Consider the following 25,465-nt stretch of genomic DNA (forward strand, 5'->3'; position numbering starts at 1 on the left):
GTAATCAAGCAAGTGCCGGTCCGGCCGTACGGCTATTGCCGCAGGCCGGACAGTGTCCAGGCGACGATTCGTTGCGAGTCCATCGCACCCGAGATCCGCGCCAGCTCCCGCCCCTGCTGCAGCAGCAGCATGGTTGGAATTCCGGAGATGCCGAACCTCGCCGACACCTCCGGCGCCTCGTCCGAGTTCAGCTTCAGAAGCTGCACGCGCGGCTCCAGCTCTTGCGCAGCGCGCGCGAACATCGGCGCCATCGCGCGGCACGGGCCGCACCACGGCGCCCAGACGTCGACGAGCAGCGGCAAACTGCTATGCGCGACATGGCGTTCGAACGCGGCCTGGTCGACCTCGATCGGATGGCCGCTGAACAGCGGCGCATGACACTTGCCGCATTTCCCCTGCGTCGGCGCCCGGTCCGCGGGCAGACGGTTGATCTGCCCGCAATGGCCGCACACGATCTGCAAACCGTTGCTCATGTGCCGGTCCTGACTTCCTTGATCTTGGCGATGTTGAGCCGGTCGAGCAGGAACTTCTCGTAGAACGGCTCGGGCGTCCCGCGCCTCATCTTGCGCAGGAAGTACTTCTCGAAGGCGACCTTGGCGTAATGCACCCACTCTCCCTTCGACGACCAGTTGACGTTGCGCGGCGGGATCTGCGGCTGAGCCAGGAAGGCCACGCCGGAATCGCCGAAATCGGCAAGACAGATCGCGTTCCAGGTCGGCTCGGCTTTTGGCTCCTCGCCGCGCAGCAGCGCCCCGATGTTCAGGGCCGTCGCCGTCACCATCGATTCGATCATGAAACCCGTCTTGGGCACCCCGACCGGCACCGGCGTCGGCCCGATCGGCGGGATCGCAACGCAGACGCCGATGGCAAACACGTTGGGGAAGGTCGGATTGCGCTGATGCTTGTCGACGACGACGAAGCCGCGCGGATTGGTCAGCTTGTCGATGCCTCTGACGGCGCCGACGCCGCGGAATGCCGGCAGCATCATCGAATAGGCGAACGGCAGCTCATGCGTCTTGCGGACGGAGCCGTCGTCGGCGACCTCCTCCACGAACATGCGGCCGTCCTCGACCTTGGTGACGCGCGCGCTGGTGATCCACTTGATGTGCTTCTCGCGCATCTCGCTCTCCAGCAAGCCTTTGGTGTCACCAACACCGTCGAGGCCGAGATGACCGATATAGGGTTCGGATGTCACGAAGGTCATCGGCACCTGGTCGCGCAGCTTGCGGCGGCGCAGCTCGGTCTCCAGGATGAACAGGAATTCGTAGGCCGGTCCGAAGCAGGATGCGCCCTGCACCGCGCCGACGATCACCGGGCCAGGCTTCTCGGCCAGCCTGTCGAACGCCGCCTTGGCATGGGCGGCGTGGTCGACATGGCACACGGACTGCGTATGTCCATCCGGTCCGAGCCCTGGAATCTCATCGAAGGCGAGTTCGGGACCGGTCGCGACGACGAGATAGTCGTAAGCCACCATGGCGCCGTCCGTGAGCTCGACCTGGTTCTCGGCGGCGTGCACCCTCTTGGCGCCCTGCGTCAACAGCCGGATACCCTTGCGCTGCATGACGTCGACCAGATCGATCTCGATCTCGTCGCGCTTGCGCCAGCCCACGGCCACCCAGGGGTTGGACGGCACGAAATGATAGGAGGACCCCTGCGAGACGACGGTCACGCGATCCTCCTTCCTCAGTTGCGGCAACATTTCATAAGCCATCAGCGAGCCGCTCAGCCCCGCCCCGATCACTACGATTTCCGCCATTGGGATCCTCCATCCGCACTTGATTCATTCTTGCTTCATGTCACCGCGGCGCCGCCGCCGGCCTTGACTATATATTCGAATATCTGTATATACGCAACTATGAAAATTAACGCTGACATCATGGAAGCGGCGGCGGACCAGGCCAGCGACCTGCTGAAGGCGCTGTCGAACCGCCATCGCCTCCTGATCATCTGCCAGCTGGTCGACGACGAGCGGTCGGTCGGAGAACTCGCCGAGTTTCTCGGCCTGCGCGATTCAACCGTGTCGCAGCACCTGGCGCTCCTGCGCAAGGACAGCCTGGTCACCGCCAGGCGCGAGGGGCAGACGATCTACTATTCGATCACCAGCGAGCCGGCCCGCGAGGTCCTGAAGACGCTCTATCAGGTCTATTGCGCAACGCGGCCGCCGAAACCTGCGCCGAGACTATGACGGCGCGATCCCGCCGACTTGACTAGCATCAAGTGGGAACCCGCATCCCGGTGGGATGTCTTTGCCGCCCACGGATGTTTCGCTTTACCCGATTTAGGTCAATAGAAGAGACAGGAATAGGCTGATGCGTAGATTATCGGTCCTGAGCTTGATCGCCGCGATGGCGTGGCAGGCGGCGCCGGCCCTTGCGGAGACGCTGACGGTGGCGCCACGGCAGGTCGCCGACGAGAAGGCGGTGTTCGCGACGGTGGAGAGCATCAGCGTGGTCCCTGCCCGCGGCCGTATCGGCGGCACCATCGTGCAGCTTTCGGTGCGCGAAGGCGACCCGGTCAAGCGCGGCCAGCCCATCGCCTTGATCGGCGATGAAAAGCTGGCCCTGCAGATCAAATCGCTCGACGCCCAGATCGAAGCGCTGCAGGCGCAAGCCAACCAGGCGCAGATCGACTTCACGCGCACCGAGGGCCTCGTCGAGCGCGGCACCCTGCCCCGCATCAAGCTCGACGAGACGCGCACGGCGCTCAACGTCGCCGAGAACGGGCTGCGGGCCAAGACCGCCGAGCGTGCCGTGGTCAACCAGCAGATGAGCGAAGGCCAAGTGCTGGCGCCCGACGACGGCCGCGTGCTGAAAAAGCTCGTTGCCGTCGGATCGGTCGTTCTGCCGGGCGATCCCGTGGTGACCGTGGCGCAGCAGAACTTCAAGCTGCGACTGCGCGTGCCCGAGCGGCACGCTCTCTTTCTCAAGGCGGGCGACAGGGTGCGGGTCGACGGCGCCGAGTTCGGTGACAGCGCCGACAAATGGGGTGTGATCGACCTGGTCTATCCGCAGATCGAGGAAGGCCGTGTCGTGGCCGACGCGATCGTCTCCGGTCTCGGCCAGTATTTCGTCGGCGACCGGCTCCGGGTCTGGATCTCCGGCGGCCAACGCGATGCCTACGTGATCCCGCAGCGCTTCGTCACAACACGGTTCGGCATCGACTATGTCCAGTTGCAGCAAGGGGCGCAGAAGGTGAGCGTTCCGGTGCAGCGCGGCCGCGCTCTGCCGAGCGCCGATCTTCCCGATGGACTCGAAATCCTGTCCGGCCTGCGCGCCGGCGACCAGTTGGAGCAGCCGTGAAACTCGGACTCTCAGGCAAGCTTACCCAGGCGACCATCGCCTCGCCGCTGACGCCGCTGTTTCTGCTCGCGGCGCTCGTGGTCGGCCTCATCGCCGTCGTCGTGATCCCGCGCGAGGAAGAGCCGCAGATCAGCGTGCCGATGGTCGACATCCGGGTCAACGCCGACGGCCTGCGTGCGCCCGACGGCGTCGAGCTCGTGACCAAGCCGCTGGAGACCATCGTCAAGGCGATCGATGGCGTCGAACACGTCTACAGCCAGACCGAGGACGACCGTGTCATGGTTACCGCGCGGTTCCTGGTGGGAACCAAGTTCGAGGACGCGATCCTGCGCGTCCACGAGAAGCTACGCGCCAACCTCGACCGCATCCCCGTCGGCATTCCCGAGCCGCTGATCGTCGGCCGCGGCATCAATGACGTCGCCGTCACCGTGCTGACGCTGTCGCCGAAGCCGGAAGCCGCCGGGCGCTGGTCCGACAAGGACCTCTACGAGCTCGCCGACAAGCTGCGGGCGGAGCTGACCAAGGTCGACAATATCGGCCTCACCTATATCTCCGGCGGCGGCGCCCAGCAGATCCGGGTCGAGCCCGATCCGGAAAAACTGTCGCTGTTCGGCGTGACCCTGCAGCAGCTCGTCGCCAAGGTGAAGGACGCGAACCGATCGTTCCTGGCCGGAGACGTCCGCGACGGCGGCATCGTGCGCAATGTCGCCGCGGGCCAGACGCTCACGGGCATCCCGGACATCGGCCTGCTGCTGATCTCGACGCGCGACGGTCGTCCCGTCTATGTGCGCGACGTCGCCACCGTCGTCATCGGCCCCAATCTCGCGGAGCATCGCGTTTGGGACGATGCCCGCAACGACAAGGGCGATTGGCACCGGGTGCCGGCGGTGAGTCTTGCGCTCGCCAAGCGCGCCGGCGCCAATGCCGTGGTGGTGTCTCACGACATCGCGCAGCGCCTCGAAGGGCTGAAGGCCAGTCTCATTCCGAGCGACGTCGCAGTCACGGTGACGCGCGACTACGGCGAGACCGCCAACGAGAAGGCCAACGAGCTACTGTTCCATCTCGGCCTCGCCACGATCTCGATCGTCGTGCTGATTGCGGTCGCCATCGGCTGGCGCGAGGCCCTCGTGACCTTCGTGGTGATTCCGACCACGATCCTGCTAACGATGTTCGCCGCCAATCTGATGGGCTACACGATCAACCGTGTCAGCCTGTTTGCCCTGATCTTCTCGATCGGCATCCTGGTCGACGACGCCATCGTCGTGGTCGAGAACATCGCCCGCCACTGGGGCATGCATGACGGCCGGCCGCGCCTGCAGGCCACCATCGAGGCCGTCGCCGAAGTCGGCAACCCCACCGTTGTCGCGACCTTGACCGTGGTCGCCGCCCTGTTGCCGATGCTGTTCGTGTCGGGACTGATGGGCCCCTACATGGCGCCGATCCCGGCCAACGCCTCGGCGGCGATGCTGTTCTCGTTCTTCGTCGCCATGGTGGTGGCGCCGTGGCTGATGCTGCGGCTGGCGCCGAGGTCGACCAGCGCCTCGGCAGGCTCTCATGATGCGCATGGCGAAGGCCGTCTCGGACGCATCTACCGCAGCGTTGCGCGCCCGATCGTCGCCAGCAAGCGCTCCGCCTGGATCTTCCTGCTCGGCGTCGGCATCGCCACCTTGCTGTCGATGACGCTGTTCGCCACCAAGTCCGTCACCGTCAAGCTGCTGCCGTTCGACAACAAGTCGGAGATCGCCGTGATGGTCGATCTGCCCGAAGGCGCGAGCCTGGAGGATACCGAGCGCACGCTGTTCGCGGCCGCCGATATCGCGCATGGGCTGCCGGAGATCACGACCGTGCAGAGCTATGCCGGCACGGCGGCGCCGTTCAACTTCAACGGTCTCGTGAGGCACTATTATCTGCGGGAGCGGCCCGAGCTCGGCGAGCTCCAGGTCAATCTCGCCGCGCGCGGCGACCGCAAGCGCGCGAGCCACGACATCGCGCTCGAGCTGCGCCAGCGGCTGAAGAGCATCCCTGTGCCGGCCGGCACCAGCATCAAGGTGGTCGAAGTGCCGCCCGGGCCTCCGGTGCTCGCCACCCTGCTGGCGGAGATCTACGGTCCGGACGCGGCGACTCGGCGCGCCGTCACCACCGAACTCAAGAAGGTCTTCGCCGACGTTCCCTTCATCGTCGACATCGACGATTCCATCGGTCAGCGCCGGCCGCGGCTGCGACTGTCGATCGACCAGGACAGTCTCGAATTCTTCGGTGTCGAGCAGCGCGACGTCTACGACACGATCCAGACGCTGTTCGGCGGCGTCTCGGTCGGCTACTCGCATCGCGGCGAAGACCGCAATCCGATCGAGATCGCCGTGCGTCTGCCGAAGCACGACAAGAGCTGGAGTCAGGCCCTGGCATCGACGCCGGTGCCCGCCAACACGGTGCCCGGCAGCAAGACCGTCGTCGAACTCGGCCAGGTCGTGAAGGCCACCATGGAAGAGGGGTCGCCGACGATCTTCCGCCGTGACGGACGCTTTGCCGACATGGTGATGGCCGAACTCGCCGGCCGCTTCGAGGCCCCGCTCTACGGCATGCTCGCGGTCGCCGACCGGATCGACGCCCATGACTGGGGCAAGCTGCCGAAGCCCGTGATCGGCTTCCACGGCCAGCCCAAGGACGAGTCCCGCCCGACGCTGCTGTGGGATGGCGAATGGGAGATCACCTACGTAACCTTCCGCGACATGGGCGCGGCGTTCGGCGCGGCCATCCTCGGCATCTACGTTCTGGTCGTGGCACAGTTCAAGAGCTTCCGGCTGCCGCTCGTGATCCTCACGCCGATCCCGCTGACCCTGATCGGCATCCTGCTCGGCCACTGGTTGCTGGGCGCGCCGTTCACGGCGACGTCGATGATCGGCTTCATCGCGCTGGCCGGCATCATCGTCCGCAACTCGATCCTGCTGGTCGACTTCATCCGCCACAGCGGCGGCGAGGGCAAGACGTTGCGCGACGTCGTGCTGGAGGCTGGCGCCGTGCGCTTCAAGCCGATCCTGCTGACGGCGCTCGCGGCGATGATCGGTGCAGCGACGATCCTGCTCGACCCGATCTTCCAGGGGCTGGCGATCTCGCTGCTGTTCGGCCTGGCCTCATCCACCCTGCTCACCGTGCTCGTGATTCCCGCAATCTACATCGCGCTGCGCGAGCCCGGCAAACCCACCACGAAGATGTCCTAGGAGATGATGATGGACAAGAACTACCCCGAGCTCTGCAAGGACATTTCCGGCAATCTGCGAACGCTGCGCAAGGACATCCCCGAGGTCATGCACGGCTTCTCTGCACTGGCTCAGGCCGCGAGTCGCGACGGCGCCCTCGACAAGAAGACCAAGGAGCTGATCGCGCTGGCGATTGGGGTCGCCGTCCGCTGCGACGGCTGCATCGGCTTCCACGCCGACGCGCTGGTGCGTCTCGGCGCGACCCGCCAGGAGGTCGAGGAAACGCTCGGCATGGCCATCTACATGGGCGGCGGACCGTCGCTCATGTATGCCGCCGATGCGATCGCGGCCTTCGAACAGTTCCAGGAACAAGCGACAGCCGCCGCCTGAGCGCGGGTTCAGCCGCAGATATCGAGAATGGCCAGCATGTAGATGCGGATCATGTCGAGATAGTCGGGAATGTCGACGCGCTCGTCCGGCATCGTGTTGTAGCGGCCGCCCGGCCCGCAGACGATGCCCTCCATGCCGCCATACGTATAGAGATGGCCGGCGTCGGTGCCATAGAAGCAGCTCGGTGCCACCGGGCCCGTCGGCTGGGAGGCGCCGCGCACGACGCGATAGGCATTGTTGACGGCTCGGACGATCGGGCTGTCCGGCGCGACCTCGAACGGCGGCATGGTCGGCACGCCGGCGCGGTCCTCCGACATCAGATGGGCCTTCAGGCCGGGAAAACGCCCCTCCAGCGCATCGAGCTCGCGCCGCATGTCCGCCAGCGCGCCTTGCTCGGTCTGCCCTGGCGCATAACGGCCGGAGCCCTTGATGCGGACGAAATCCGCGACCTGCGGCGTCCGCCATTCGTGCAACTCACGACCGAGCGCGCCGTGCACGACGCCGACATGGACGCGGTTGATGGCCTCATGTGCCGGCGAACGCGCGCCGGAGAATCGCATCGCATTGAGACGCGGAATGAGATCGCAGGCGGCAGTGATGGCGTCAACCGCCTCCTCCCGCTTCGACAGATGCCGCGTGTTGCCGACGAGCTCGATGATGAACATGAATGCCGCGGCATGCATCGTCATCGCCTTGAGGTCGGTTGGCTCAGAATTGATGAAATAGTCCGCGCGCAGCCCTTGCTCCAGCAACGAGTAGGTGCCGACTCCGCCCTGCAGCTCGCCGACCACATAGGTCAGGATGACGTCGCCCCTCAGCTTGACGCCGGCCTCGATCAGCGTCTTGACCGCGCAGAAATAGGCGGCGTCGCCGGCCTTCATGTTTGACACGCCGATTCCGTAGACGAAGTCGTCGTCCACCTTCCCTGCCCAGGGGTCGACGGTCCAGCCTTCCGTCACCGGATTGGTATCGACATGGCCGTTGAACAGCAGACTCTTGCCGCCGCCGGTGCCGTTCCAGCGGCCAACGGCGTTGACGCGGCCTTCGGCACCGAACGGCGCGACGACCGCATCCAGGCCGATCTCGCTCATCTGCTCGGCCATGAACGTCGCGAGCTGCCTCTCGCCTTCGGTCTTCGAATAGCTCTTATGCTGTACCATGCGCGACAGCAGCACGAGCGACTCCGGGACGGAGATACGGGCGAGCAGGTCGTTGCGATCCATGGGGGCAATCCTTGCGGTCAGCCAACGGGCGCTGGCGAGGCCGCCATCAGCTCGCGGGTGTAAGGGTGAACGTCGTCTGCGCCGAAGGCATCGACGGCACGGCTGTCGACCAGCCGGCCGTGGCGCATCACGACGATGCGGTGCGCGATCTGCCTGATCAGGTTGAGATCGTGGGTGATGAAGAGATAGGCCGCGCCGGTCTCGGCGCGCAAAGCCAGCAGCAGCTCGATGATCTGGGCCTGGACGGAGACATCGAGAGGCGCCGTGATCTCGTCGCAGATCACCAGTCGCGGCCGCGCGGCAAAGGCCCGTGCGATTGCGACGCGCTGCTTCTCGCCGCCGGATAGCTGGTGCGGCCAGCGCATCGCATAGGACGCTGGCAGCCGGACCTGATCGAGAAGGCGCGGCACTGAGGCGACATCACCGCCGTAGAGCCTCAAGGGACGCGACAGGATCTCGCCGATGCGGTGACGCGGATTGAGCGAGGAATCCGGGTGCTGGAACACGATCTGAACATCGCGACGATAGGCGGAATTCATGTCGCGGGCCCCGCGCAGCATCCGGCCGTCGAAACTGATGGTACCGTCGAAGCGGGCAAGCCCGGTCAGGGCGCGCGCCATGGACGATTTCCCCGAGCCGGATTCGCCGACGAGGCCGACGATTTCGCCTGTGCGGATGTCGACATCGACGGCCTTGGTTGCCGGTGGTGGCGACGCGCGGAACAGGCTGGCCCGGCCGTAATGCACCTCGATGCCACGCGCCTCAAGCACCATGGCAGCGCCCGGCTGATCATTCACGAGCCGCCGCTCCGGACGCGGCACCGCGGCGATGAGTGCCTTGGTATAGTCGTGCTGCGGCGTCCGAAATATATCAGATGCCCCCGCCTGCTCGACGATGCGGCCGTGCCGGATCACCGCGACACGATCGGCGACCCGGGTCATCATCGCGAGATCGTGCGAGACGTAGAGCGCAGCGACGCCCGTCTCCGCGCGCAACCGCGCGAACAGCTCGATGATGCGGGCGCCGGTGATGACGTCGAGCGCCGTCGTAGGCTCATCGAACAGGATGACATCGGGCCGGCAGCCGAAGGCCGTCGCGATGATCACCCGCTGCTTCTCGCCGCCGGAGATCTCGTGCGGATAGCGCCGCAGCACCGCCGCGGGGTCACGCAGCTCGACATGGCCGAGCAGCTCGATCGCGAGATCCCTGGCGGCCCGCGCGTTCAGACCGCGATGACGCATCAGCGTCTCGGTGATCTGACGGCCGATGGTCAGTGTCGGATTCAACGCGGTCGACGGGTCCTGGAACACCATGCCGATCCGGCGGCCCCGCACCTCGGTGAGTTGCTTCGGGCTCAGAGACCGCAGGTCGATATCGCCGAGGCGCAGCGATCCCGAGATCTCGCGGGCATTGGCCGGCAGATGCCGCATCAGCGCCCAGGCCAGCGAACTCTTGCCGGAGCCGGATTCGCCCACGAGGCCGAGCACCTCGCCCGGCGCGATCTCGAGTGACACGTCGCGCAGCACCTCGACGGCGCCCGCCGATGTGACGTAGTCCAGCCCGTAATTGGTGATGGCGAGCGCCGGCTTCATCGATCGTCCCGCGGATGCAGCGCGTCGCGCAGCGCATCGCCGACGAGATTGAAGGCGATCGCCGACAGCGCGATCGCCGCCGAGGGCGCGATCAGTATCCACGGCGCCTGGTGCATGTATTGCCGCGCATCGGCCACCATCAGCCCCCATTCGGATGCCGGCGGCTGCGCTCCCAGGCCAAGGAAGCTCAGCGTAGCGAACAGCATCACCGCAAACGACACCCGGATCGTGGCCTCGATGATGATCGGGCCCATCACGTTGGGAAGCATTTCGCGAAAGATGATCTGCGATGCCGCCTCGCCGCGCGCGATGGCAGCCTTGACGTAGTCCTGATTGCGCACCGCAAGGGCTACGGAGCGCGTGACCCGCGCCATGCCAGGCGCAAACGCAAAGCCAATCGCGATCACCGCGTTGACAGCCCCATTGCCGAGCGTGCTGACCAGCAGCAGCGCCATGAGGAGACCGGGAATGGCCATCACAGCATCGTTGTTGCGCATGATGAATTCGTCGGCCTTGCCGCCGAGATAGGCCGATGCGACGCCTATCACGGCGCCCATCGCGCTGCCGGCGAGCGTCGCCGCGAGCGCCATCGGAACGGTGGCGCGCGCGCCGGACAGCAGGCGGCTCAGCACGTCGCGGCCGAACTGGTCGGCGCCCAGCCAGTTCTGCCATCCCGGCGGGCGGAAACGGCCGAGAAAATCCATCTTCTCCGGCCCATAGGGCGCGAGCCACGGGCCGAGGATGCAGATGATGGCGAGGGCAACGAGCAGCATCACGCTGATCACCCCCTGCGGCTTGCGGATCATCCTTCCGAACAGCTCAGTCATAGCTGATCCGTTTGTCGAGCAGCGCGTAGACGACATCCGCCAGCGTGTTGGTGATCGCGTAGGTGACCGCCATGATCATCGCGCCGGCCTGGATCGACGGCAGATCGCGGGTGGTGATGGCGATCATCAATGCGCGGCCGATGCCGGGGATGGCGAAAATCTCCTCGATGACGATGATGCCGCCCAGGAGATAGCCGACGTCGAGCGCGACGATGGTGATGACCGGCAGCAGCGCGTTGCGCATCACGTGCCGCACCAGCACCGTCCGCTCGGGCAGGCCCTTCAGCCGCGCCGCGCGAACGTAGTCGGACTGCAGCACGTCCAGCGTCTCCGAGCGCATCATGCGCATGACATGCGCGACGAGAATCACAGAGACCGTCAGGACCGGAAGGATCAGATGGCGTAGCGCCAGCCCGGCATCCTCCAGCGGCGACACGTAGCCGGTCGCCGGCAGCCATGGCAGGATGTCGGTCAGCAGCAGCGCCAGCACGGTTGCGGTGACGAATTCCGGCAGGGAGACCCCGAGATAGGCGATCACGCTGGTCGTCGTATCCGTCGGCCGGCCCTTGCGGAGCGCCGCGAAGATTCCGAGCGGGACTGCGATCAGAAGAGTGACGACGAGAGCGCCAGCTGCCAGCAGCAGAGAGCGCGACAGCGCCGTCAGCATCTCCGGCGCGACCGACAGGCCGGTGCGCATGGAGACGCCGAAATTGCCCGTGGCCGCGTGCGCGACCCAATGCGCGAATTGCTGCCAGACCGGATCGTCGAGCCCGAGCCGGCTGCGAACGGCTGCCAGCGCCTCTGGCGAGGCGTTCTCGCCAAGCAGCGTCTGCGCGGCATCAGCCGGCAGCGCCTGTGTGATGGCAAACACCAGCACGCTGACGATGACGACCGTGTAGACCATCAGGAGCAGCCGCCGTAGCAGCCAAGCGAATGACACCGCTCGGATCCTGCCTCAGCTGCGCTTGGGCGCGCCGGCGCCGAGCGAGACGAGATCGAGCCGGAACACCGATCCGCGCGGATGCAGCTGGTATCCTTCCACATAGGCGCGCTGCGCCGCCAGGATGTCGAAGAAGACCGGAATGACCGACGGCACCTCCTCGCTCATCATCGTCTGGGCCCGCGCATAGAGCGCGGCGCGATTGGCATCGTCGGTCTCGCTACGCGCCGCATTGACGATCTCGTCGAAGCGCGCATTGTTCCAGCGCGTCTCGTTCCAGGCGGCGTCCGAGGTGTAGAGCAGCTTGAAGATCGCGTCGGCGGTCGACTGCATGTTGTAGAAGCCGACGTAGAAGTTGCCCTTTTTCCAGACCTGGTCGAGATAGGTCGCGTGCGGCATCGTCTGAACGTTGATGCGGAAGCCGGCGGGCGCCGCCATCTCACGGATCGCAACGCCAAGCTGCGTGCGCGTGTCCGGCTTGTCGGATGCCACCATCGTCAGGTCGATGCCGGAGGGATAGCCGGCATCGGCAAGCAATTGCCTGGCTCTGGCGATGTCGGGCTTCTTCAGTTTGCGGTCCTGATAGAAGCGGTAGGCGGGGCTCAGCGGCGTGTCGTTGCCGGGCGTGCCATAGCCGCCGGCCACGAAGCCGGCCATGGCCTCGCGATCGATGGTCAGCGCCAGCGCCTGGCGCACGCGAACGTCGTTGAACGGCTTCTGATCACAGCCCATGTTGACGTTCAGAAACTGCCCCGAGGGGATCCGCACCGCCTTGACGCCGCTGGCCTTGCCGAGCCGCTCATATTCGCCGGGCGTGGTCGACAACATGAGATCGATGTCGCCCGAAATCAGAGCCGATGCCTCGGCGGTGCGGTCGGGATAGACGAGGATCTCGACGCGATCGAGTGAAGGCCGCGCGGGATCGTAATAGACCGGGTTGCGCTCGACGACGATCTTGCGGTCCGGCTCATAGGACACGAGCTTGAACGGCCCTGAACCATTCGCCTTGGTGGCGAGGCTGGCGAGATCGGCAGCAACGACTTTCGCAGGCACGATGCGCGCATTGTTGTAGGCGAGCGCGACCGGAAAATCGGCGAAGGCAACCGATAACGTGAACCGCACGGTCGACGCATCTACGGCGGCGACATCCTTGATCGGGCCGACATTGGTACGCGCCGGTGACGCGGTCTTCGGATCGAGGATCGCCTTGAAGGTCGCGACGACATCCTCCGCCGTCAGCGGCGAGCCGTCGTGGAAGCTGAGATTGGGCCGCAGCTTGAACGTCCACTCGGTGAGCCCCGCGCCGGCCTGCCACGACAAGGCGAGGTCCGGCTCGACCGACATGTCCGGCTTCAACCGGGTCAAGTTGGAATAGAGCAGCTCGGTAATAAGGTATTCCGGATTGACGCGCGCGAGCAGCGGGTGAATGACGGCCGCACCCTGATCGACCGAGATCCGCAACACGCCGACGCGCTTGGGCGCCTCGGCGGAGAGAGAGACTTGCGGCAGGGCACCAAGCGCGAGCGCGGAGCCGGCAAGGAAATGACGACGAGTCACGGACGGCATCGGGCGAAGTCCTTTTCGGGCGTGATGGCTTCGGGAGAGAGCTCGGGACAGAACTCGGCTGCAAGATAGGCGAGCACCGACTTCGCCAATGCGACGATGTCGGTGAGCGTCGTCGATTCGCCCGGCGCATGGATGCGGCTATCGGGCCTGCCGAGGCCCGTAAGCAGCACCTCCTGCACGCCCGTGGCCTGCTGCACCCAGCCGAAATCGGAGCAGCCGGACGCCCCCCATCGGGCGAAGTCCTCGGCCGCGTAGCCGAAACCGGCCGACAGCGCCTGCTGCCAGCGCGGCCAATGCGGCCCGCCGGGATCGGATGTCGGCATCAGATGACCGGTGAGGATGATCTCGACGTCGAGCATGCCGGCCGCCTGCCGGATCGCCGTTTCGATCTCGCGGCGCGCGGCGGCGAAGTCCTCCTCGGGCGCATAGCGGCGGCACAGGAGAATCTCGACCAGCGAGGGGATCTGTCCGCCGCATTGGCCGCCATGAATAGCCGAGATGTCGAGGCTCGCGGTGAGCGGTCCAGCCGTCTGCGGAGGTGGCGGCAACGTCGATGTCCGCTGCGCGACGAGCGGCTTCAAAGCGGCGAGTGCATTGAGGATCGGCAGCGCCGCCTCGATCGCGTTGGCGCCGGCACGGCGCTGCTCGCCGGCATGGGCCGCCTTGCCGTGAACGCGCACCGTGAGCGTGAACAGGCCGAAGCAGCCGGCCCAGATCCGCGGCATGGCGCTGCCGTTGAAATTCAGAATATGCCCTTCGAGGCGCCCCTGTTCGGCAAGGTAGCGCACGCCGGGATAAAGCCCCGCCTCCTCGTCCGTGCACAGCAGCAGCATCGGATCATAGGCCAGCGACAATCCAGTCTGCTGCGCGGCGCGGAGCGCGAGCAGCGCTGCCGCGACGGATCCCTTCATGTCGGCTGCGCCGAGTCCGGTCAGACGGTCACCGTCGCGGCTCAGTTGCAGCGGATCGGTCGCCCAGTCGGGCGCCGCCGGTACCGTGTCCACATGGAAATAGAGCCCGAGCACCGGTCTGCCGGAGCGGCGCCGTGCGATCAGATTCGTGCGCGGTCCGCGCGCCCCCGGTGCGCGCCATAGATCCTCCGGGACAATCACGCGCTCGCAATCCAGCGCCAGCGGCCTAGCGAGCTGCTCCATCACGTCGGCAAAGGCATCGTAGCCGGCGCCCGGCGGAAAGCTGGTGTCGACCGCCACCATCTTCCGCAGGTCCTCGACGGCAGTCTCGGCCATGGCGTCGATCGCAGCGAAGGCGCCGGCTAGGCTGGGCTCGCCCCGATCCACTGGAATGCCCTGAGAAATCATTTGCCGTCAACTCAATCCTATATTCTATATAGAAATAGAATTCACGACGCGGCATTTGTCAATTCCATGAAAAAGGCAGCTGTGGTCAGCAAAGCGGCAGACGGGGTGGGTGCGGGTCCAGGCGCGCTGCCGGTGCCGCTCTACGAGCATGTCAAGCGCCAGATCGCCGAGGCGATCCTGATCGGCGACATGCCGCCGGGGACGGTGCTGCCCGGCGAGGTCGCGCTCGCCAATCAATATGGCGTCGCCGTCGGCACCATCCGCCGGGCGCTGGCCGACCTCACTGCCGGCGGCATGCTGATGCGGCGGCGCAAGACCGGCACGGTGGTGACGGGCCGCGCGTCGCAGCATGGGCTCAGCTTCTTCTTCCAGTACTTCCGCCTGCTCGGCGCGGACGGCAGCCTGCTGCAGTCGCAAGCCGAGGTGCTGTCGGTAACGACCCGCACCGCCGAGCCGGCCGAAGCGGCGCTGTTCGGCGTGGCCGACGGCGAGCCGCTGCTGCATCTTCATCGCATCCGCCGCGTCGCCGGCGCGCCGGTGCTGCATTCGCGGATCTCGATGGTCGCGAGCCGCGTGGCGGGATTTCCGCGCGAGCCGAAGAAGGTCCCTGCCCTGATCTACCGCCATCTGCTCGAGGCCTATGGCATCCGGATCGCCGCGGTGCGCGAGAAGGTGACGGCCGAGGTCGCCACCCAGGAGGACCGCAAGCTGCTCGGCCTCTCCGCGCCAGCCGCCGTGCTCGTCATCGACGAGGAAGCCTATGACCAGACCGGCGCGCTGGCGATCCTCAGCCAGCACCGCGCCACGACGGCGCAGCACTACTACTCCAACGAGATCCGCTGAGCGGACCTCGGCTCAGCAGCCCCAGCGCAGGGCGGCCGTGTGCACCGGCGCGTCCCACAGCGCCATCGTCGACTCATCGAGCGCGGTGACCGTGAGCGAGCAGCCGGCCATGTCGAGCGAGGTGACGTAGGAGCCGACCAGCCCACGCGCGATGGCGAGCCCACGGCCTTCCAGGATGCGCCGGGCCGCATTGGCCATCACGTACAATTCCATCGCCGGCGTTGCGCCGAAGCCGTTGACCAGCAGCAGGCACGGCGTGCCGGACTTGGGCGCGAGATCGGCCAGGATCGCGCCCATCATCTCCTCGGCGATCGCATCGGCCGAGGCCAGCTTGACCCGGCGGCGGCCGGGCTCGCCATGGATGCCGACGCCCATCTCCATCTCGTCGTCACCGAGCGTGAAGGTCGGCTTGCCGGCGGCCGGCACGGTGCAAGAGGTCAGCGCCACGCCCATCGACCGCGTGCGCCTGTTGACGTTGTCGCCGAGCGCCTTGAGCGCATCGAGATCGCGCCCCTGCTCCGCCGCGGCGCCAAGCATCTTCTCCACGACCAGCGTGCCGGCAACACCGCGGCGGCCGGTCGAATAGGTCGAGGTCTCGACGGCGACGTCGTCGTCGGTGATCACGGTCGCGACCTTGGTCTCCATCATCTCCGCGGCCATCGCGAAATTCATCACGTCGCCTTCGTAGTTCTTGACGATGAACAGCGCGCCCGCGCCCGTGTCCACGGCCTGCGCGGCCGCGAGCATCTGGTCCGGCGTTGGCGAGGTGAACACCTGGCCCGGACAGGCGGCGTCCAGCATGCCCTGCCCGACGAAGCCGGCATGCAGCGGCTCATGGCCGGAGCCGCCGCCGGAGATCAGCGCGACCTTGCTCGGCTTGAGGCTCTTGCGGCGAACGAACTTGTTGTCCTCGCCCAGCGCGACGATGTCGCCATGCACGGCGGCAAAACCCTGCAGGCTCTCGGTCAGCACGTCGGAAACGGCGTTGATCAGCTTCTTCATGGCTTCCCTCCCGGTTCGGCGTCGTCGTTGTTTTCGTTGGCTGAGATCAGCGCGGTGATGCCGCGCGCGACGCCAGTGATGATGCGGTCGGCATGGGCGTTGAGCGCGGGGTCGCCGAAGTCCGGCAACTCGACCACGAGGCGCCGCATCGGCCGCTGCGCCTCGGCCTCGTCCAGCCGGCCCGGATGCGCGGCGCGGTAGGCGGTCAGAAACGCCTGCTGCTCATGCGGCGAGAAGTGACAGATGTGGAAGATGGTCTCGAGATGCTGCAGCGGGATCGGCGTCGCATAGGCCGGATTGACGATCTGCGAGATGAAGCTGCGATTCTTGCCGATCGCCTCCGCCAACCGCTGCCGTGTGCCGGAGGGACGGCTGTCGATCACCGCGCGCAGGATCGCCTTGTATTCGGCGAGCGGGCTTGCGCCCCCCGATGCATCCTGGTCACTCATGCGCCCTCTCCCGCGGCCTTCTCCGTGCCCTTGGCGAGGTCAAGCTCGCGGATCGCCGACTTCACCAGCGGCAGCAGGCCTGGCGCAACTGACAGCGCGCGCACGCCGACCCCAAGCAGCGCCGGCATGGCTCTGACATCCCCGGCGGCGTCGCCGCAGATCGAGACTTCCACGCCCCGCGCGCGACCAGCGCGCACCACATGGGCAATCATCGCCAACACCCCGGGATGCAGCACGTCGGCATAGTCGGCGACCTCGGCGCCGTCACGCGAAGCAGCGGTCGCGTATTGGGTCAAGTCATTGGTGCCGATCGAGAAGAAGTCCGCAGCGAAGTCATGCGCTGCCAACGCAGCAGCCGGCACCTCGACCATCATTCCGAAGGCCGGCGCGGCGAACGCGGCGTTGCCGGCGGCCAATTCGGCGAGCACGGCGCGGAGATGGCAACGCGCGACGTCCAGCTCCGCTGCATTGGTCACCATCGGCAGCATCACCTTGAGCGGTCCGAGCGCAGCGGCGCGCGCCAGCGCGCGCAGTTGAACACGGAAGATCTCGGGATGACGCAACGACAGACGGAGGCCACGCAGGCCAAGAAACGGGTTGCTCTCACCATCGATCGTGTAGCCCGGAATCGGCTTGTCGCCGCCCGCATCGAGCGTGCGGATCGTGACCGGCCGGCCTTCGGCCCAGCGCACGAGCTCGGCATAGGCGTGATATTGCGCCTCCTCGTCGTGAAGCAGGTTGCCGGTGAGAAACTCCGTGCGCGCCAGACCGACGCCATCGCACGCTGCGGCTGGCAGCGCCGTCATATCGCCGGGACCGGAGATGTTGACGAGCACGGAAACGAAGGTGCCGTCGCGCGTCAGTGCCGGTTCGTGCTGCCGTGCCCTTGCCTCCGCCCTGCGGCGCGAGACCGTCTCGTCCTCCGCCCGCGCGGCGGCGACAGAGTGCGCGCTGGGATCGGCGATGACGACACCGCGACCGCCATCGACCAGCAAATCCCCTGTCAGCTTGTCCCAATCGTGACCGAGCCCGACCACCATCGGCACGCCGCGGCTGCGGGCCAACATCGCGACATGGCTGGTTGGGCTGCCCTCGCCGAGCGCGATGCCCCCTCCATTCGTCCACTCGATGGCGAGGAAAGCCGATGGCGCCAGATCACGCGCAACGACGATCGCCCCCTTCGGCAACTTGCCGTTCTGCTGCAAGCCAAACAAGTGTCGCAGTACGCGATCCCGGATGTCGGCGAGGTCGCCAGCGCGGGCGCGGAAATATTCGTCCTCGGCGGACTCATACCCCGCCATCTCCTCCGCCATCGCCGCGCGCCAGGCCAAATCCGCAGCGACGCCGCCCTCGATCTGGACGTAAGCCGCCTCGGTCAGCGCATCGTCTTCGAGCAGCGCGAGCTGAAAGCCGATCAGCTCGGCGGCGTCTCCCTCGAGCCTGTCGATCAGCTCGGCTACGGCCTCGCGCGCATGCGCGACCGCTACGGCGAGCGCTTCATGCTCCTCGGCGATCGCCCCTTTCCTCCGGCTGGCGCCCTCCAGCGCATGCAGGATCGCCGCGGGCCCGATGGCCAGCCCGTCCGACGCCGCCCGCCCGAAGATGCGCCGCTCCATCGTCACTCCTCGTCGAACTTGCGGTTCACCAGATCGACCAGCGCGGCGATGGCGGCCTCGGCATCGGTTCCATTGGCGCGCAGGAACAGCGTCTCGCCCTTGGCGGCCTTGACGCGCATGATCTTCACCGGGCTCTTGGCATCGGTCCAGGGCCCGTCGGCCGCGATCGCGACTTCGATGGTCGACGCAAAGCGCTTGGCGAGCTGGGTCAGCTTGACCGAGGGCCGCGCATGCAGCCCGACCTCGTTGGTCAGCAGCGCATGCGCCTTCGCTTCCTGCATGCCGATCTCTCCACCGTCAGCCATTCTCGTTCCTGCTCATCCGCCCATCAGCTCTTCGGCGGTTGCGCGCACCGCATCGAGCGGCGAGCCGCCGGAGGCTTCCGTCGCCGCCATCACCGCGCCTTCGACCAGCGGCGCGTTACAGATCACGATGCGCTCGCGCCGTTCCTCGGGCATCATCTCCACCGCCATCTCGCTGTTGGTTTCAGCGCCGCCGAGATCGACCAGGATCGCAACACCTGACTCCGACCATGCCTTGTCGATCGCGCCCATGATGGCGCCAACGTCGGTGCCGAGTCCGCCATCGGCATTGCCGCCGACCGCCGCGAGCGGCACGCTGTCGCCGACCATCTGCCTGACCATGTCGGCCGCGCCTTCCGCCACCTTGGCGGAATGCGACACGATGACGATGCCGACATTCTTCTGCTCACTCATGATCAGGCCTCATTGAATACGCTGCAGATCGCCTGCACGAGCAGGCTGGACGAGCGCGCGCCGGGATCCATGTGCCCGATCGAACGCTCGCCGAGAAACGAAGCACGGCCGCGGATCGCCAGCATCGGCACGGTCGCGTCGGCGGCTTCGGCAGCGATCGCGGGCAGCCGGGTGGCGAGATCGTCGCCACCGGCCGCAAAAGCTGCCTGCACCGGGATCAAGACGTCGAGCATGGTCTTCTGGCCTGCTTCCGACTTGCCGCGGGCTTTCACGTCCGCAATGGCACGCCCGAGCGCCGCCGCCGCTTCAGCGGCAGATGGCTCTGATGGCAGCACCTTGCCAAGTCCCATCGCCAGCGTGCCGTAGAGCGGACCGGACGCACCGCCGACCTTCATCACCAGCGCCATGCCGACCGCCTTCAGCGCCTCGGGAAGAGGCTTGGCTGAAATGTTCTCGACATCGGCGAGAACGGCCTCGAAGCCGCGCTTCATGTTGAGTCCGTGATCGCCGTCGCCGATCGCCGAATCGAGCGCGGTCAGTTCCTCGGCATGCGCGATGATGGCATAGGCCATCGCCATGATCAGCCTGCGCTTGAACGCCTGGTCCATTGTCTATCTCACCCGCTGGCCCGCCCGGTCGAACAGCAGCGGCCGGGTGAACTCGATAGCGACGGCGTCGCCGACTTTCAATTCCGTATCCGGCTCGACCAGACTGACGATGGTCTGGTCCTGCAGTGTGATATGCAGATGATTCTGATCGCCGAGATGCTCGATCCATTTCACCCGTGCGTCCGCACGGGTCTCGGCGCGCCGGACCGTCATGTGCTCGGTGCGCGCGCCGATCGTCGCGACGTCGCCCGGCACTGCGAGATCCGGAAACAGCCCGCGCGGCAGCAGATTGATGCCGGGACTGCCGAGCCGGGTCGCCACATAGGTATTGGCCGGATCCTCATAGACCTCCCGCGGGCTGCCGACCTGCACCAGCCGGCCCTGCTCGATCACGCCGATGCGGTTGGCAAGCGTCATCGCCTCGATCTGGTCGTGGGTGACGTAGAGCATGGTGGCGCCGAGATCCTGCTGGATGCGCTTGAGCTCGATGCGCAGCTCGGAACGCAGCTTGGCGTCGAGCGAGGACAGGGGCTCGTCGAGCAATGCGATCGCAGGTCTGCGCACCAGCGCACGGCCGATCGCCACGCGCTGCATCTGACCGCCCGAGAGCTGAGTAGCGCGGTTGCCGAGCTTGTCCTCGATCCGCAGCATCCCCGCGACGTCACCGACGATGCGCTTGATCTCAGCCTCCGGAATCTTGCGCACCGGCGAGCGCAGCGGAAAGGCGAGATTGTCGTACACCGAAAGATGCGGATAGAGCGAATATTGCTGAAACACGAACGTGACGTCACGCGCGGCCGGCGTCGCTTTCGTCTGATCGACGCCGCCGATAGTGATGCTTCCGCTATCCGGCATGTCGAGGCCTGCCACCAGGCGCAACGTCGTGGTCTTGCCGGCGCCGGTCGGACCGAGCAGCACCACGAGCTCGCCATCGCGGATGATCAGCGACAAATCCCGTACCGCCGGCTTGGAGCCGAACGACTTGCTGACGGCGTTAAGACGCGTCTCAGCCATGATGGCGCCCTCCTCTCACCGGCTGCTCATACAGCGCCGTGCGGATTGCACGGCCCGTGGCGGCGTCGAACAGCGAAAGCCGGTCGGCGCGGAAGCCGAGTCCGACCGGCTCGGCGCGCTCAATCCGGACCGCCGCGGGCGCGCGCGCCTTGACGGTGCCGCGAGCCGTCGTGACGGTGATGATCTGGGTGGTGCCGAGATATTCGGTGCCAAACACCTCGCCGCGCAGCCCGCCTTCCGCGCTGAGCGCCACCTGCTCCGGCCGCACGCCGAGAACCAGCTCGTCACTCTCGGCATCCTCGCGCAGCTCGGGCACGCCGATTTCGGCGCCGTCGATGCGCACGCAGTTCGTGCCGGCGCCTAGCCTGCCCTCGAAGCGGATGAAGTTCATCGCCGGCGAGCCGATGAAGTCCGCGACGAACATCGTGGCGGGACGGTCGTAGATCTCCTGGGGCGTTCCGAGCTGCTCCACGACACCGCGATTCATCACCGCGATCGTGTCGGCCATCGACATCGCCTCGAGCTGGTCGTGAGTAACGAACACAGTGGTCGCCTTGAGCCGGTCGTGTAGCGCGCGCAGCTCGCCGCACATGATGTGACGGAACTCGGCATCGAGCGCGCCCAGCGGCTCGTCCATCAAGAACGCCTTGGGCTCGCGGACAATGGCGCGGCCGAGTGCGACGCGCTGGCGATCGCCGCTCGACAACCCGCTCACCGGACGGTCGACCAGATGGTCGATGCGCAGGATGCGCGCCGCTTCCTCGACCCGCCGCCTGATCTCCGCCTTGGGCACCCCCATCGAGACCAGCGGAAAGGCGATATTCCGGCGTACGTTCATGTGCGGGTAGAGCGCGAACAGCTGGAACACCATGGCGATGTCACGCTCACGCGCGCGGCGGAAGGTGACGTCCTCGCCGCCGAGGTTGATGGTCCCCGACGTCGGCAGTTCCAGGCCTGCAATCATGCGCAACGTGGTGGTCTTGCCGCAGCCGGAAGGACCGAGCAGGCAGAAGAACTCGCCGTCGGCGATCGCGAAGCTGGTGCCGCGCACGGCGGCAAAGCCGCCGAACTCCTTGAACAGGTTCTCGATCCGGATCTCGGCCATGGCGTCAGTCCGGGAACTTGGAGACGATGGTGAACATCACGACACCAGCGAGCGTGGTGATGAAGGAATAGGTGTAGAGCACCAGCGCAAACGGCTGCAGCAGCATCAGCACGCCCGCCGCAATGAGGATCGTCGCCAGCGTCTCCATCGGGCCGCGCCGTAGCGCCCGTGGCCAGCGCGTGGAGGCCACATCGGCCGGTTGCTCTTGTGCCATCTCGCTCATTTGCGCACCGCTCCGAAGGTGATGCCGCGCAACAGGTGTTTCCTCAGCAGCACCGTGAACACGACGATCGGGATCAGGAACAGCGTGGTGCCCGCCGCTACCGCCGGCCAGTCCTGGCCGCCCTCGCCGATGATAATCGGAATGAAGGGCGGCGCGGTCTGCGCCGTGCCCGAGGTCAGAAGCACCGCGAAGGCATATTCGTTCCAGGCGAAGATCAGGCAGAAGATCGCGGTGGCGACGATGCCGGTGGTGGCCTGCGGCAACACGACCTTGAAGAAGGCTTGCAGGCGGGTGTAGCCGTCGACCATCGCCGCCTCCTCGTATTCGCGCGGGATTTCGTCCATGAAGCCCTTGAGCAGCCAGACCGCGAGCGAGATGTTGACGGACGTATAGAGCAGGATCATGCCGAGCCGCGTGTCGGACAGGCCGAGCTCGCGATACATCAGGTAGATCGGGATCGCGACCGCAATCGGCGGCATCATCCGCGTCGACAGGATGAAGAACAAGAGGTCATCCTTCAGCGGCACCTTGAAGCGCGAGAAGGCGTAGGCCGCAAGCGTGCCGAGCACGACCGACAGCGCGGTCGAGCCGAACGCGATCACCAGTGAATTCACGTAGCGCGGGATGTAGTTCGATGGACCCGCGACCACCATGTTGCGGCCGCGCGAGATGCTGTCGCAGAGGCTGGCGGCCGGCGGCAGCTTGGCCATGTACTCCGGGGCCTGCCGGGTCCGGGTCGTGAACAGGTTGCAGTAACCCTCCAGGCTCGGCTCGGCGACCAGCTTCGGCGGATAGGCGATCGCGTCCGATGGCGACTTGAATCCGGTCATGAAGATCCACAGCAGCGGCACCAAAGTGATCAGGGCATAGGCGATCACCACGGTTGCCGCGATCCGCTTGGTCAGCGGCGACGGATCAACGACGGAATGGGCGGTTGCGAGACCGGTCATCGGCTTTTCACCCGGTTGAGCGCCTTGACGTAGATGTTGGCGAGACCGAACACGGTGACGAACAGGATGATGGCGAACGCCGAGGAATAGCCGGTGCGCCACTTTTCGAACGCCTCGCGCTTCAAGGTGATCGAGGCGACCTCGGTCGTCGAGCCTGGGCCGCCGCCGGTCAGCAGGTTGACCATGTCGAACATCTTGAAGTTCTCGATGCCGCGGAACAACACCGCGAGCATGATGAAGGGCAGCGCCATCGGCAGCGTGATCGACCAGAACTGCCGCCACGGCGAGGCGCGGTCGACCTCGGCCGCCTCATAGATGTAGTCGGGAATCGAGCGCAGGCCTGCGAGGCAGATCAGCATCACGTAGGGCGTCCACATCCAGGTATCGACGACGACGATGGCCCAAGGCGCCAGCGGCACCTGCGCCAGCATCTGGAACGACGACGCCGGCATGCCGGTCACGGCGGCGATGACGTAATTGAACAGGCCGATCTGCGGCTGGTACAGGAAGGTCCAGAAATTGCCGACCACGGCCGGCGACAGCATCATCGGCAGCAGGATCAACGTGGTCCAAAGGCCGTGGCCACGGAATTTCTTGTCGATCAGCCAGGCCAGGGTGAAGCCCAGCACGGTCTGGATCAGGATGGTCCAGAACACGAAGCGCGCGGTCACCGTCATCGCCGCCCAGACGTCCGGATCGGTCAGGATCGACTGGTAGTTGGCGAGCCCGACATCGAGCACGGTGGCGTTCGGACGGTTCGCGCGATAATTGGTGAAGGACAGCCGGATGGTCCAGATCAACGGGAAGATGTTGATCGCGAGCAGCAGCAGCATGGTCGGCGTGATGAACAGCCAGGCGATGGCGAGCTCGGACAGGCCGCGCACGCGCCCCGCCACGACCGGCGGCGTCACGAGGGCGGCGCGGTCAACGAGGCTGCTCAGTCCGGTTTGGTCGGTCATGCGAGGGACTGCTTCACTGGCTGCTTCTGGCTGGCGGTGAGACTGGTTGGTCCGCCCGGCAAGCCGAAGCTCGCCGGAGGGATTGTCGTGGCGCATTCCGCGTGTGCGCGAGGTGCCGCGGCCGTCAGAGCTTGCCGTCCTCCTTGAAGACCTTGGTCCAGTCGGCGATCAGCCCGTCGAGCGCGCCCTTGGCGGTGCCCTGGTCGGCGACGACATAGTCGTGGACGCGCTTCTGCATGGCGAGCAGGAGCTGCGCGTAGGACGGCTCGGCCCAGAAATCGACCACCTGGTCCATCGCCACCAGAAAGTCGGCAGCGAACGGCGCGGTGTTCTTGAAGTTGGGGTCGTTGAGCACGCCCTTGTGGCAGCTATAGCCGCCGAGCGCCCACCATTTCTTCTGGGTGTCGAGCGAGGCAAACCATTTGATGTAGGCCAGCGCCTCGGCACGGTTCGGCGAATAGGCCACCACCGAGATGCCCTGCCCGCCGAGCTGCGAGCCCTTCTCCTTCTGCGCCGGGTTGACGAAGAAGCCGATCTTGTCGCCGCCGACATTGGGGTCCTTGTAGAGGCCCGGGAAAAAGGCGAACCAGTTCATCTGCAGCGCGACCTGGCCGGACTTGAAGGCGTCGAGCCCTTCCTGCATGTAGCCATTCGAATAGCCGGGCGGCGTGCAGCACTTGTACAGCGCCTTGTAGAATTCGAGGCCCTTCACGGCGTCGTCGGAATTGACAAAGCCCTGCATGTCATACGGCTTCTTCGGGTTCTGATACTTGAAGCCGAACGGATAGAGCGCGTTGGTGACGCCCATGGTAATGCCTTCCGAGCCGCGCTCGGTGAAGATCGCCGCGCCATAGACGGTCTTGCCGTCGATCACCCGCTTCTGGAAGAACTCGGCAATGTCCTTCAGCTCTTCCTGCGTCTTCGGCACCTCGAGCTCGCGGCCGAACTTCTTCTTGAACTCCTCGCGGATTTCAGGCCGTGAGAACCAGTCCTTGCGATAGGTCCAGCCGTTGGCGTCGCCCATCGCCGGCAGCGCCCAGTAGTTCGGCGTGCCCTTCGGCCATTCGGCGTAGCCGGCCACGGTAGCGGGCATGAAGTCGGAGATCTTGATGCCTTCCTTATCGAAGAACTCGTTGAGCTTGACATATTGACCGTTCTCGGCGGCGCCGCCGATCCACTGGGAGTCGCCGATCATCAGGTCGCACAGCTTGCCCTTGGAGTTCAGCTCGTTGAGCATGCGGTCGGCGAAGTTCGGCCACGGCACGAACTCGAATTTCATGCTGACGCCGGTCTTGGCGGTGAAGTCCTTGGACAGCTCGACCAGCGCATTGGCCGGGTCCCAGGCGGCCCAGCACAAGGTGATGGTCTTTCCTTCGGCGCGTGCCGGCGCGGATGCGCCGAGCACGGTCGCAGCGGCGACCGTCGCCGTCAGTGCAAATGTCTGCAGCAACTTCATCTGGCACTCCCTCCCTGTTGGCGCCGTCCCCGCTTCGCGTGGGTGACGGCGATGCATGGCCTGCGGCGAGCGGCGCCGTCACAACGACAGCGCGAGCCGCAAGCGTTTCCCCATGGCCCCGGATCATTGGTCCGAGTTAAGTATTTTGTTTAGTAGATTGTGGATGACTAA

The 25,465-nt window shown here is 66.0% G+C and carries 25 protein-coding genes; 5 read left to right on the forward strand and 20 right to left on the reverse strand.

What is annotated here, in order from left to right; translation table 11 throughout:
* Nucleotides 1-32 precede the first annotated feature (32 nt).
* The gene (trxC, locus tag QW881_RS13360; RefSeq protein ID WP_316158419.1) at nt 33-473 is read right to left on the reverse strand and encodes a thioredoxin TrxC; all 441 of its coding nucleotides are present in this window, start codon (nt 471-473) and stop codon (nt 33-35) included.
* On the reverse strand, nt 470-1,756 hold the full coding sequence (locus QW881_RS13365) for an FAD/NAD(P)-binding oxidoreductase (protein ID WP_316158420.1): 1,287 nt from the start codon (nt 1,754-1,756) through the stop codon (nt 470-472). Before QW881_RS13365 ends, trxC begins: the two co-directional genes overlap by 4 nt.
* Nucleotides 1,757-1,876: 120 nt before the next feature.
* Here QW881_RS13365 and QW881_RS13370 point away from each other — a divergent pair, with 120 nt between their 5' ends.
* From QW881_RS13370 to QW881_RS13385, 4 genes are all read left to right on the forward strand, one after another.
* A complete protein-coding gene (locus tag QW881_RS13370; RefSeq protein WP_316158421.1) occupies nt 1,877-2,185 on the forward strand; it encodes a metalloregulator ArsR/SmtB family transcription factor in 309 nt (102 codons plus the stop codon).
* A gap of 124 nt (nt 2,186-2,309) precedes the next feature.
* The gene (locus QW881_RS13375) at nt 2,310-3,299 is read left to right on the forward strand and encodes an efflux RND transporter periplasmic adaptor subunit (RefSeq protein WP_316158422.1); all 990 of its coding nucleotides are present in this window, start codon (nt 2,310-2,312) and stop codon (nt 3,297-3,299) included.
* Nucleotides 3,296-6,517, forward strand: a complete 3,222-nt coding sequence (locus QW881_RS13380) for an efflux RND transporter permease subunit (protein WP_316158423.1) — start codon at nt 3,296-3,298, stop codon at nt 6,515-6,517. The genes QW881_RS13375 and QW881_RS13380 overlap by 4 nt, the downstream gene beginning before the upstream one ends.
* Nucleotides 6,518-6,526: 9 nt before the next feature.
* Nucleotides 6,527-6,886, forward strand: coding sequence for a carboxymuconolactone decarboxylase family protein (locus QW881_RS13385; protein ID WP_316158424.1), 360 nt, complete (start codon nt 6,527-6,529; stop codon nt 6,884-6,886).
* A gap of 8 nt (nt 6,887-6,894) precedes the next feature.
* On the opposite strand, the gene QW881_RS13390 is transcribed toward QW881_RS13385, so the two are convergent.
* Genes QW881_RS13390 through QW881_RS13415 form a run of 6 tightly spaced genes read right to left on the reverse strand, consistent with a single transcriptional unit; the run spans nt 6,895 to nt 14,353 of the window.
* Nucleotides 6,895-8,109 (reverse strand): M20 family metallopeptidase, encoded by a 1,215-nt coding sequence (locus QW881_RS13390; protein ID WP_316158425.1) that lies wholly within the window; start codon nt 8,107-8,109, stop codon nt 6,895-6,897.
* Nucleotides 8,110-8,126: 17 nt separating this feature from the next.
* Nucleotides 8,127-9,701, reverse strand: a complete 1,575-nt coding sequence (gene nikE / locus QW881_RS13395; RefSeq protein WP_316158426.1) for an ABC transporter ATP-binding protein — start codon at nt 9,699-9,701, stop codon at nt 8,127-8,129.
* On the reverse strand, nt 9,698-10,528 hold the full coding sequence (locus QW881_RS13400; RefSeq protein WP_316158427.1) for an ABC transporter permease: 831 nt from the start codon (nt 10,526-10,528) through the stop codon (nt 9,698-9,700). The genes nikE and QW881_RS13400 overlap by 4 nt, the downstream gene beginning before the upstream one ends.
* On the reverse strand, nt 10,521-11,468 hold the full coding sequence (locus QW881_RS13405) for an ABC transporter permease (RefSeq protein ID WP_315780351.1): 948 nt from the start codon (nt 11,466-11,468) through the stop codon (nt 10,521-10,523). Before QW881_RS13405 ends, QW881_RS13400 begins: the two co-directional genes overlap by 8 nt.
* A gap of 15 nt (nt 11,469-11,483) precedes the next feature.
* The gene (locus QW881_RS13410; RefSeq protein WP_315757839.1) at nt 11,484-13,034 is read right to left on the reverse strand and encodes an ABC transporter substrate-binding protein; all 1,551 of its coding nucleotides are present in this window, start codon (nt 13,032-13,034) and stop codon (nt 11,484-11,486) included.
* Complete coding sequence (locus QW881_RS13415) at nt 13,022-14,353, reverse strand: M20 family metallopeptidase (RefSeq protein WP_315757840.1); 1,332 nt, start codon at nt 14,351-14,353, stop codon at nt 13,022-13,024. Before QW881_RS13415 ends, QW881_RS13410 begins: the two co-directional genes overlap by 13 nt.
* Nucleotides 14,354-14,419: 66 nt before the next feature.
* Here QW881_RS13415 and QW881_RS13420 point away from each other — a divergent pair, with 66 nt between their 5' ends.
* A complete protein-coding gene (locus QW881_RS13420) occupies nt 14,420-15,196 on the forward strand; it encodes a GntR family transcriptional regulator (RefSeq protein ID WP_315757841.1) in 777 nt (258 codons plus the stop codon).
* 12 nt (nt 15,197-15,208) lie between these two features.
* Here QW881_RS13420 and dhaK read toward each other — a convergent pair whose 3' ends face one another.
* The 12 genes from dhaK to QW881_RS13480 form a co-directional block, all read right to left on the reverse strand.
* Entirely contained in the window at nt 15,209-16,198 is a 990-nt protein-coding gene (gene dhaK, locus QW881_RS13425; RefSeq protein ID WP_315757842.1) for a dihydroxyacetone kinase subunit DhaK, read from the reverse strand.
* Nucleotides 16,195-16,647 carry a hypothetical protein gene (locus QW881_RS13430; RefSeq protein ID WP_315739288.1) on the reverse strand — a complete coding sequence of 151 codons (453 nt, stop codon included), beginning with the start codon at nt 16,645-16,647 and terminating at the stop codon, nt 16,195-16,197. The genes dhaK and QW881_RS13430 overlap by 4 nt, the downstream gene beginning before the upstream one ends.
* Nucleotides 16,644-18,263: a phosphoenolpyruvate--protein phosphotransferase gene (gene ptsP / locus QW881_RS13435; RefSeq protein WP_315757843.1), complete on the reverse strand. Its 1,620-nt coding sequence runs from the start codon at nt 18,261-18,263 to the stop codon at nt 16,644-16,646. Before ptsP ends, QW881_RS13430 begins: the two co-directional genes overlap by 4 nt.
* Before the next feature lie 2 nt (nt 18,264-18,265).
* On the reverse strand, nt 18,266-18,568 hold the full coding sequence (locus QW881_RS13440) for an HPr family phosphocarrier protein (protein ID WP_315739286.1): 303 nt from the start codon (nt 18,566-18,568) through the stop codon (nt 18,266-18,268).
* Between the two features lie 12 nt (nt 18,569-18,580).
* Nucleotides 18,581-18,979 carry a dihydroxyacetone kinase phosphoryl donor subunit DhaM gene (gene dhaM, locus QW881_RS13445; protein WP_284416623.1) on the reverse strand — a complete coding sequence of 133 codons (399 nt, stop codon included), beginning with the start codon at nt 18,977-18,979 and terminating at the stop codon, nt 18,581-18,583.
* Between the two features lie 2 nt (nt 18,980-18,981).
* The gene (gene dhaL / locus QW881_RS13450; RefSeq protein ID WP_315757844.1) at nt 18,982-19,587 is read right to left on the reverse strand and encodes a dihydroxyacetone kinase subunit DhaL; all 606 of its coding nucleotides are present in this window, start codon (nt 19,585-19,587) and stop codon (nt 18,982-18,984) included.
* Between the two features lie 3 nt (nt 19,588-19,590).
* Nucleotides 19,591-20,601: an ABC transporter ATP-binding protein gene (locus QW881_RS13455; RefSeq protein ID WP_315757845.1), complete on the reverse strand. Its 1,011-nt coding sequence runs from the start codon at nt 20,599-20,601 to the stop codon at nt 19,591-19,593.
* Nucleotides 20,594-21,706: an ABC transporter ATP-binding protein gene (locus QW881_RS13460; protein WP_315757846.1), complete on the reverse strand. Its 1,113-nt coding sequence runs from the start codon at nt 21,704-21,706 to the stop codon at nt 20,594-20,596. The genes QW881_RS13455 and QW881_RS13460 overlap by 8 nt, the downstream gene beginning before the upstream one ends.
* 4 nt (nt 21,707-21,710) lie before the next feature.
* Nucleotides 21,711-21,929: a hypothetical protein gene (locus QW881_RS13465; RefSeq protein ID WP_409999019.1), complete on the reverse strand. Its 219-nt coding sequence runs from the start codon at nt 21,927-21,929 to the stop codon at nt 21,711-21,713.
* Entirely contained in the window at nt 21,926-22,879 is a 954-nt protein-coding gene (locus QW881_RS13470; RefSeq protein ID WP_315757847.1) for a carbohydrate ABC transporter permease, read from the reverse strand. Before QW881_RS13470 ends, QW881_RS13465 begins: the two co-directional genes overlap by 4 nt.
* The gene (locus QW881_RS13475) at nt 22,876-23,838 is read right to left on the reverse strand and encodes a sugar ABC transporter permease (RefSeq protein ID WP_315757848.1); all 963 of its coding nucleotides are present in this window, start codon (nt 23,836-23,838) and stop codon (nt 22,876-22,878) included. Before QW881_RS13475 ends, QW881_RS13470 begins: the two co-directional genes overlap by 4 nt.
* Before the next feature lie 124 nt (nt 23,839-23,962).
* A complete protein-coding gene (locus QW881_RS13480; protein ID WP_315757849.1) occupies nt 23,963-25,294 on the reverse strand; it encodes an ABC transporter substrate-binding protein in 1,332 nt (443 codons plus the stop codon).
* Nucleotides 25,295-25,465 lie beyond the last annotated feature (171 nt).

The organism is Bradyrhizobium sp. SZCCHNS3016, assembly GCF_032484535.1.
Lineage (GTDB): Bacteria > Pseudomonadota > Alphaproteobacteria > Rhizobiales > Xanthobacteraceae > Bradyrhizobium.

Coding starts and splice junctions, on each gene's coding strand:
- QW881_RS13480 (WP_315757849.1), bottom strand. CDS start 25,294: ATGAAGTTGCTGCAGACATTTGCACTGACGGCGACGGTCGCCGCTGCG.
- QW881_RS13415 (WP_315757840.1), bottom strand. CDS start 14,353: ATGATTTCTCAGGGCATTCCAGTGGATCGGGGCGAGCCCAGCCTAGCC.
- QW881_RS13465 (WP_409999019.1), bottom strand. CDS start 21,929: ATGAGCGAGATGGCACAAGAGCAACCGGCCGATGTGGCCTCCACGCGC.
- QW881_RS13460 (WP_315757846.1), bottom strand. CDS start 21,706: ATGGCCGAGATCCGGATCGAGAACCTGTTCAAGGAGTTCGGCGGCTTT.
- nikE (WP_316158426.1), bottom strand. CDS start 9,701: ATGAAGCCGGCGCTCGCCATCACCAATTACGGGCTGGACTACGTCACA.
- dhaM (WP_284416623.1), bottom strand. CDS start 18,979: ATGAGTGAGCAGAAGAATGTCGGCATCGTCATCGTGTCGCATTCCGCC.
- QW881_RS13455 (WP_315757845.1), bottom strand. CDS start 20,601: ATGGCTGAGACGCGTCTTAACGCCGTCAGCAAGTCGTTCGGCTCCAAG.
- QW881_RS13440 (WP_315739286.1), bottom strand. CDS start 18,568: ATGGCTGACGGTGGAGAGATCGGCATGCAGGAAGCGAAGGCGCATGCG.
- QW881_RS13420 (WP_315757841.1), top strand. CDS start 14,420: ATGAAAAAGGCAGCTGTGGTCAGCAAAGCGGCAGACGGGGTGGGTGCG.
- QW881_RS13375 (WP_316158422.1), top strand. CDS start 2,310: ATGCGTAGATTATCGGTCCTGAGCTTGATCGCCGCGATGGCGTGGCAG.
- QW881_RS13475 (WP_315757848.1), bottom strand. CDS start 23,838: ATGACCGACCAAACCGGACTGAGCAGCCTCGTTGACCGCGCCGCCCTC.
- QW881_RS13365 (WP_316158420.1), bottom strand. CDS start 1,756: ATGGCGGAAATCGTAGTGATCGGGGCGGGGCTGAGCGGCTCGCTGATG.
- QW881_RS13470 (WP_315757847.1), bottom strand. CDS start 22,879: ATGACCGGTCTCGCAACCGCCCATTCCGTCGTTGATCCGTCGCCGCTG.
- QW881_RS13370 (WP_316158421.1), top strand. CDS start 1,877: ATGGAAGCGGCGGCGGACCAGGCCAGCGACCTGCTGAAGGCGCTGTCG.
- dhaL (WP_315757844.1), bottom strand. CDS start 19,587: ATGGACCAGGCGTTCAAGCGCAGGCTGATCATGGCGATGGCCTATGCC.
- ptsP (WP_315757843.1), bottom strand. CDS start 18,263: ATGGAGCGGCGCATCTTCGGGCGGGCGGCGTCGGACGGGCTGGCCATC.
- QW881_RS13430 (WP_315739288.1), bottom strand. CDS start 16,647: ATGAGTGACCAGGATGCATCGGGGGGCGCAAGCCCGCTCGCCGAATAC.
- QW881_RS13385 (WP_316158424.1), top strand. CDS start 6,527: ATGGACAAGAACTACCCCGAGCTCTGCAAGGACATTTCCGGCAATCTG.
- dhaK (WP_315757842.1), bottom strand. CDS start 16,198: ATGAAGAAGCTGATCAACGCCGTTTCCGACGTGCTGACCGAGAGCCTG.
- QW881_RS13400 (WP_316158427.1), bottom strand. CDS start 10,528: ATGACTGAGCTGTTCGGAAGGATGATCCGCAAGCCGCAGGGGGTGATC.
- QW881_RS13410 (WP_315757839.1), bottom strand. CDS start 13,034: ATGCCGTCCGTGACTCGTCGTCATTTCCTTGCCGGCTCCGCGCTCGCG.
- QW881_RS13390 (WP_316158425.1), bottom strand. CDS start 8,109: ATGGATCGCAACGACCTGCTCGCCCGTATCTCCGTCCCGGAGTCGCTC.
- trxC (WP_316158419.1), bottom strand. CDS start 473: ATGAGCAACGGTTTGCAGATCGTGTGCGGCCATTGCGGGCAGATCAAC.